Annotated in this window: 5 protein-coding genes and 2 pseudogenes; 6 read left to right on the forward strand and 1 reads right to left on the reverse strand. The window is 72.1% G+C overall.

Annotated elements, in window-relative coordinates:
• From IG08_RS58630 to IG08_RS0152755, 6 genes and pseudogenes are all read left to right on the forward strand, one after another.
• A pseudogene (locus tag IG08_RS58630) lies at nt 1–99 on the forward strand (thiolase family protein); the annotation flags it as partial.
• Nucleotides 100–122: 23 nt separating this feature from the next.
• The gene (pcaH, locus tag IG08_RS0152735) at nt 123–896 is read left to right on the forward strand and encodes a protocatechuate 3,4-dioxygenase subunit beta (protein WP_030621875.1); all 774 of its coding nucleotides are present in this window, start codon (nt 123–125) and stop codon (nt 894–896) included.
• 6 nt (nt 897–902) lie between these two features.
• Complete coding sequence (gene pcaG, locus IG08_RS0152740) at nt 903–1,508, forward strand: protocatechuate 3,4-dioxygenase subunit alpha (protein ID WP_030621877.1); 606 nt, start codon at nt 903–905, stop codon at nt 1,506–1,508.
• Nucleotides 1,505–2,836, forward strand: a complete 1,332-nt coding sequence (pcaB, locus tag IG08_RS0152745; protein ID WP_030621879.1) for a 3-carboxy-cis,cis-muconate cycloisomerase — start codon at nt 1,505–1,507, stop codon at nt 2,834–2,836. The genes pcaG and pcaB overlap by 4 nt, the downstream gene beginning before the upstream one ends.
• A complete protein-coding gene (gene pcaDC / locus IG08_RS0152750; protein WP_030621881.1) occupies nt 2,833–3,951 on the forward strand; it encodes a bifunctional 3-oxoadipate enol-lactonase/4-carboxymuconolactone decarboxylase PcaDC in 1,119 nt (372 codons plus the stop codon). The genes pcaB and pcaDC overlap by 4 nt, the downstream gene beginning before the upstream one ends.
• A gap of 64 nt (nt 3,952–4,015) precedes the next feature.
• Nucleotides 4,016–4,807, forward strand: coding sequence for an SDR family NAD(P)-dependent oxidoreductase (locus IG08_RS0152755; RefSeq protein WP_030621883.1), 792 nt, complete (start codon nt 4,016–4,018; stop codon nt 4,805–4,807).
• Between the two features lie 95 nt (nt 4,808–4,902).
• Here IG08_RS0152755 and IG08_RS0152760 read toward each other — a convergent pair.
• Nucleotides 4,903–6,222: pseudogene (locus IG08_RS0152760) on the reverse strand (ATP-binding protein); the annotation flags it as partial.
• Between the last annotated feature and the right edge of the window lie 93 nt (nt 6,223–6,315).

The following is a 6,315-nucleotide window of genomic DNA, read 5'->3' on the forward strand; positions in this document are numbered from 1 at the left end:
ACCGTCGCCCACCAACTCGCCCGCCACGGCAGCGGAATCGGCGTCGCCACCCTCTGCATCGGCGTCGGCCAAGGCCTCGCCCTCGTCCTCGAACGCTAGTCAGGAACCCCCGAGGAACCCTCATGACTCTCACGCAGCACGACATCGACCAGGAGATCGCGGCCGAGCACGCCGCCTACGAGAAGCGTGTCGCCGACGGCGCCCCCGTCGAGCACCAGCCGCGCCGCGACTACGCGCCGTACCGCTCCTCCGTCCTGCGGCACCCCCAGCAGCCGCCGATCACCATCGACGTGACCAAGGACCCGGAGCTGGTGGAGCTGCACTCCCCCGCCTTCGGCGAGCGGGACATCACCGAGATCGACAACGACCTCACCCGGCAGCACAACGGCGAGCCGATCGGCGAGCGCATCACGGTCTCCGGCCGACTGCTCGACCGGGGCGGCCGCCCGCTGCGCGGCCAGCTGGTCGAGATCTGGCAGTCCAACTCGGCGGGCCGCTACGCCCACCAGCGCGAGCAGCACGACGCGCCGCTGGACCCGAACTTCACGGGCGTCGGCCGCACGCTGACGGACGACAGCGGGTTCTACGAGTTCACCACCATCCAGCCGGGCCCGTACCCCTGGCGCCAGCACGTCAACGCCTGGCGGCCGGCCCACATCCACTTCTCGCTCTTCGGTACGGCCTTCACACAGCGCCTCGTGACCCAGATGTACTTCCCGAGCGACCCGCTGTTCCCGTACGACCCGATCATCCAGTCGGTGACGGACGACGCGGCCCGCCAGCGGCTGGTCGCGACGTACGACCACAGCCTGTCGGTGCCGGAGTTCTCCATGGGCTACCACTGGGACATCGTGCTCGACGGCCCGAACGCCACCTGGATCGAAGAAGGGCGCTGACCTGCCATGACGAAGATCGACACGAGCCGTCCGGAGACGGTGCTCCCGACCCCGTCGCACACGGTCGGCCCCTTCTACGGCCACGCCCTGCCGTTCCCCGGCGGCGGCGACATCGCCCCGGTCGGCCACCCGGACACGATCGCCCTGCAGGGTTACGTGTACGACGGCGAGGGCAACCCGCTGCCGGACGCGTTCGTGGAGCTGTGGAGCGCGGACCCGGACGGCAATGTGCCGACGGTCGACGGCTCGATGCGGCGCGACCCGGCGAGCGGCGGCTTCCTGGGCCGCAACGGCGTGGAGTTCACCGGGTGGGGTCGCATCCAGACCGACGCCAACGGCCACTGGTCCGCGCGGACGCTGCGGCCGGGCGCGCGCGGGCAGAGCGCGCCGTACATCAGCGTGTGCATCTTCGCGCGCGGTCTGCTGGTGCACCTGTACACCCGGATCTACCTCCCGGGCGACGAGGCGGCGCTCGCCGCGGACCCACTGCTGTCACAGGTGGACGAGGCGCGCCGCGACACGCTGATCGCCACCGACGACGGCAAGGGGACCTACCGTTTCGACATCCGCCTTCAGGGCGAAGGCGAAACGGTCTTCCTGGAGTTCCAGTGACATCCGAAGAATCGGACACCGGCCTGCTCGCCCCCGGGTGGGCAGGCTCCCCCGCCGCCTCCGCGACCAGCGACCGCGCCTACCTCCAGGCACTGCTGGACGCGGAGGCCGCACTGACCCGGGCCCAGGCCGCTCTGGGGCTCGCCCCGGCCGAGGCGGCGACGGCGGTGACACAGGCGGCGGACGCGAGCCGTTTCGACGTACGGTCGCTGGCGGCGCGTGCCCGGGCGGGTGGGAACCCGGTCATCCCCCTGGTCGCCGACCTCACGAAGGCGGTCGGCGAGGAGTACGGCCCCCATGTCCACCGAGGTGCGACCAGCCAGGACATCATGGACACGGCGACGATGCTGGTCGCCGTGCGCACGCTGGACCCGATCCTCGACGACCTCGGCCGCACCGAGCGGGCGCTGGCCCGGCTCGCCGCGGAGCACCGTGACACCGTGATGCCGGGACGGACGCTCACCCAGCACGCCGTACCGACGACCTTCGGTCTGAAGGCGACCGGGTGGCGGTCGCTGGTGCTCGACGCACGGGACCGAGTCATCGAGGTACGGGATGATCTGCCCGTCCAACTCGGCGGTGCCGCCGGGACGTTGGCGGCTTTCACCGCGTACGGCACCCGGGACACCGTGGCCCTCACCGCGGCCTTCGCCCGTGAACTCGGCCTCGACGCGCCGCTCCTCCCCTGGCACGCTCTCCGCACACCGATCGCCGATCTCGCCGGCTGCCTGGCTTTCACGGCCGGAGCGCTGGGCAAGATCGCGGCGGATGTGCTCGTCCTCGGTCGTACCGAGATCGCCGAGGTCGCGGAGGGCAGCGGCGGCGGCTCGTCCGCCATGCCGCACAAGGCGAATCCCGTACGGTCCACGCTGATCGCCGCCGCGGCGCGACGGGCGCCACAGCTGGCGGCCACCCTGTACGGGTCGCTGGCCGCCGAGGACGAGCGGCCGGCCGGGGCCTGGCATGCCGAGTGGGAGCCGCTCAGGGATCTGCTGCGACTGGTCGGCGGGGCCGCCCGGGATGCCGCCGAACTCACCGAGGGGCTGCGGGTGCACGCGGACGCCATGCGTGAACACCTCGATCTCACCCACGGGTTGATCGTGTCGGAGCGGTTGTCCGCCGAGCTGGCTCCGCTGCTCGGGCGTGCGCGCGCCAAGGCACTGCTGACGGACCTTGCCGGGCGCACGTACTCCGAGGGCCGTTCGCTGGCCGAACTCCTCGCCGAGGAACCGGAGTTGAAGGACGTCGACCTAGACGAGCTCACCGACCCCGCCCGTTACACCGGCTCCGCGGGAGCCCTCACCGACCGTGCTCTGGAGCGACGTTGACCGAGAACCTCCTCAACCACCGTGCCGAGGGGCCCGCTTCCGCTCCCCCGCTGCTGCTCGGGCCGTCGCTCGGGACGTCGTACGCCCTGTGGGACAAGGTGGCGCCCGAACTGTCCATCACCCACCGGGTGGTTCGCTGGGACCTGCCGGGGCACGGCGGTTCGGCTGCCGACCTGATCGGTTCCGGTGCCACCATCGGTGACCTCGCCGACCTGGTGCTGGCGCTCGCCGACTCGCTCGGCATCGAACGGTTCGCGTACGCCGGGGTGTCGCTCGGCGGTGCGGTCGGGCTGCAGCTGGCCCTGCACCACCCCGAGCGGGTGTCGTCCCTCGCCGTCATCTGTTCCTCGGCCCACTTCAACGGCTCGAAGGCGTGGGAGGAGCGAGCGGCGCTGGTGCGGAGCGAGGGGCTGGGCTCGCTCGTCGAGAGCGCGGACGCCCGCTGGTTCACGCCCGGGTTCACCGTGCCCGAGCTGGTCCAGGACCAGGCGGACGCCGACCCCGAGGCCTACGCCGCCTGCTGTGACGCGCTGGCCGCGTTCGACGTGCGGGACCGGCTGGCGGAGATCTCCGTGCCGACCCTGCTGATCGCCGGCCGGGAGGACGTGGCGACTCCGCCGGCGCACCTGCGGGAGATCGCCGACGCGGTGCCGGGGGCCACGCTGGTCGAGATTCCGGGGGCCGCCCATCTGGCGCCCGCGCAGTGCCCGGAGGCTGTCCTGACGGCTCTGCGGGCCTATTTCGACGGGGGTGCCAAGCGCGGCATGGAGGTGCGGCGCGAGGTGCTCGGCGACGCGCACGTGGACCGGGCGCAGGCCCGGCAGACGCCGTTCACGGCGCGCTTCCAGGACTTCATCTCGCGCTACGCGTGGGGCGAGATCTGGACCGATCCGACGCTCAGCCGCCGCGAGCGCAGCATGATCACGCTGACGGCCCTGGTCGCGCACGGCCACTACGACGAGCTGGCCATGCACGTGCGGGCGGCCCGGCGCAACGGACTCACGCCGGAGGAGATCGGCGCCGTACTCCTGCAGACGGCCGTGTACTGCGGGGTGCCGGCGGCGAACTCGGCGTTCGCCGCCGCTCAGCGCGTCCTCGCGGAAGAAGAAGGGTGACCCTGCCGGTAGTAGCTTCAAGAGCACCTCGCACATGCCCCCACCGCGTGCCTACGGTGGGGGCATGTCCACGATTCTGATCACCGGCGCCACCTCGGGTCTCGGCCGTTACGTCGCCTTCGAGCTGGTCCGTTCCGGCCATGTCGTCCTCGCACACGGCCGCGACCCCGGCCGTACCGAGAGTCTCGTCGAGGAGCTGCGGGCCGAGGGCGACGCCGAGGGGTTCGTCGCCGACCTGGCCTCCCTGTCCCAGGTCCGCGATCTGGGCGCGAAGGTCGCCGAGGCCCACCCCGAACTCGACGTCCTGATCAACAACGCGGGTGTGGGCGCCGGTTCGCCCGGCTCGGGCCGAGAGGTGAGCGCGGACGGCCACGAACTACGCCTTGCGGTCAACTACTTGGCACCGGTCGCCCTGACTCACGCACTGCTGCCGACGCTGAAGGCGAACGCACCGTCCCGGATCGTGAACGTCGGTTCGGTCGGCCAGGAACCCCTCGCGTTCGACGACCCGGAGTTCACCCACGGCTACGGCGGCTTCCCCGCGTACTGCCGCAGCAAGTTCGCCCTCGCGGCCCACACCTTCGCCCTCGCCGAGGAGTTGGCGGGCACGGGGGTCGCGGTGAACGTCCTCCACCCGGCGACCTTCATGGACACGGCGATGGTGCGCGAGGGCGGAGTCGCCCCCTGGAGCACGGTCGCCGACGGCGCACCGGGCGTACTGGCGCTGGCCACACGGGAGTTGGGCACGGGCGGCTACTTCGACGGCACGAGCCCGGCGCGGGCGCACGAGGGGACGTACGACCCGGAGCTACACAAGCGGCTGGCCGCGGTGACCGATCAGCTGCTCACCACGTAGGCCGAGTGCGCCGTTCGTCTGCGGGTGCGTCGCGGCTGGTCGCGCCCACGCGGCGGAGCCGCATATCGGCACGGTCCCGCGCCCCTTTGGGGCGCTCAGCGCAGCCCCCGCCCCGTCTCCAGCACCTCTCGCGCCTGCGCCACCAACCCATCCGCACCACACGAACGAGCAAGCGCCAGGCCCCGGTTGAGCTCGGCCACCGACCGCGCGGCAATCCCGTACTCGACCCGCGCCGCCGCGTGTTCGTACTGGCAGGGCGAGGCTTCCAGGTAGGCCACGGCCTGGGCGGCCAACCTGACCGCCCGCTGCCCCGTCTCCAGGGCGGCAGCACACCGCAGGGCCTCGCCGATAGCCGTATCCGTGCCGAGCCGCTCGGCATGCCGACGGACATCGGTCGCAAGCTGAGCGGCCCGCACCGGATCCTCGACGGCAAGCGCACGGGCGAGATCGACACCCCACGGCACCAGCACCGGGTTGTGATGCCCACGAACCGCCGCCGCCTTCTCCGCGGCATCCAGTTCGTTGATGCCGTCCTTGGTGCGGCCGACCGCGAGCAGGAGCCGTCCCCGCACGGAGCGCGGATCGGGCAACACGATGGTGGACGGGTACGGCGGAGCGAACTCGTACTGCTCGGCGATCGCCCAGGCCTCGTCGACATGGCCGCGGGCGAGCAGCGTGTCGACCAGGTTGCAGGTCGCCGACCAGTACAGGGGCAGGCCGCGCCCGACGCGTTCGGCGAGGCGCAGCGACTCGCGCAGGGAGGTCTCCGCCTCCCGCAGCCGGCCGCGCCTGCGGTGGCCGACACCGACGTAGGCATGGGCGAGCGCGAGGTGCCCGCCGCTCCAGCCCGCGGACTCGTAGGTGCGCAGGGCTTCGGTGTACAGGGCGTCGGCCCGGTCCAGCCGGTCCGTGTAGGCGTACGCGTTGGCCAGCATCAGGAGCAGTTCGAGGCCCCACTCGGTGTCGGTCCAGCCGAGTCCGGGCGCGAGGCGGCCGTTGACCAGGGAACGGTCGCACAGCTCGACGACCTCCTCGGCGCTCTCGCCGCGGGCCATCGCGTCGAAGCCGCGCAGCATGAGCAGGGCGCGCTCGGAGTTGTCGCGGCCGGTGCAGGTGCGGGCGAGTTCGGCGAGGCGCTCCGAGCGTCCCGGCGAGGTGGCCTCGCCTGCGTAGATGCCCTCCCACATGTACTGGACGGCCTGCAGCCGCAGTTTGGCGGGGCCCTCCTCGTGCCGGGCGGCCTCCGCCTCGACGGTGCGGACGGCCTCCTCCAGCTGGTCGTTGTGGAGGAGTGCCTGGGAGAGCCGGAAGACGGCGTCCACCCGGGCGGAGCCGTCGAGGCCCGGCATGGCGAGCGCGGTCTGCAGGTGGCCGATGGTCTTGGCGGGGGCGGTCAGGAGGGTGGCGCAGCCTAGGCGCTGTTTCTCGGATCCCCTTACGTGGGTGGGGTGTTGGGGTCAGGCTGGCTGCATGGGACGTGGTGACCTGACGAACGCGGAGTGGGATCG

The organism is Streptomyces fulvoviolaceus (assembly GCF_000718165.1).
Classification (GTDB): domain Bacteria; phylum Actinomycetota; class Actinomycetes; order Streptomycetales; family Streptomycetaceae; genus Streptomyces; species Streptomyces fulvoviolaceus.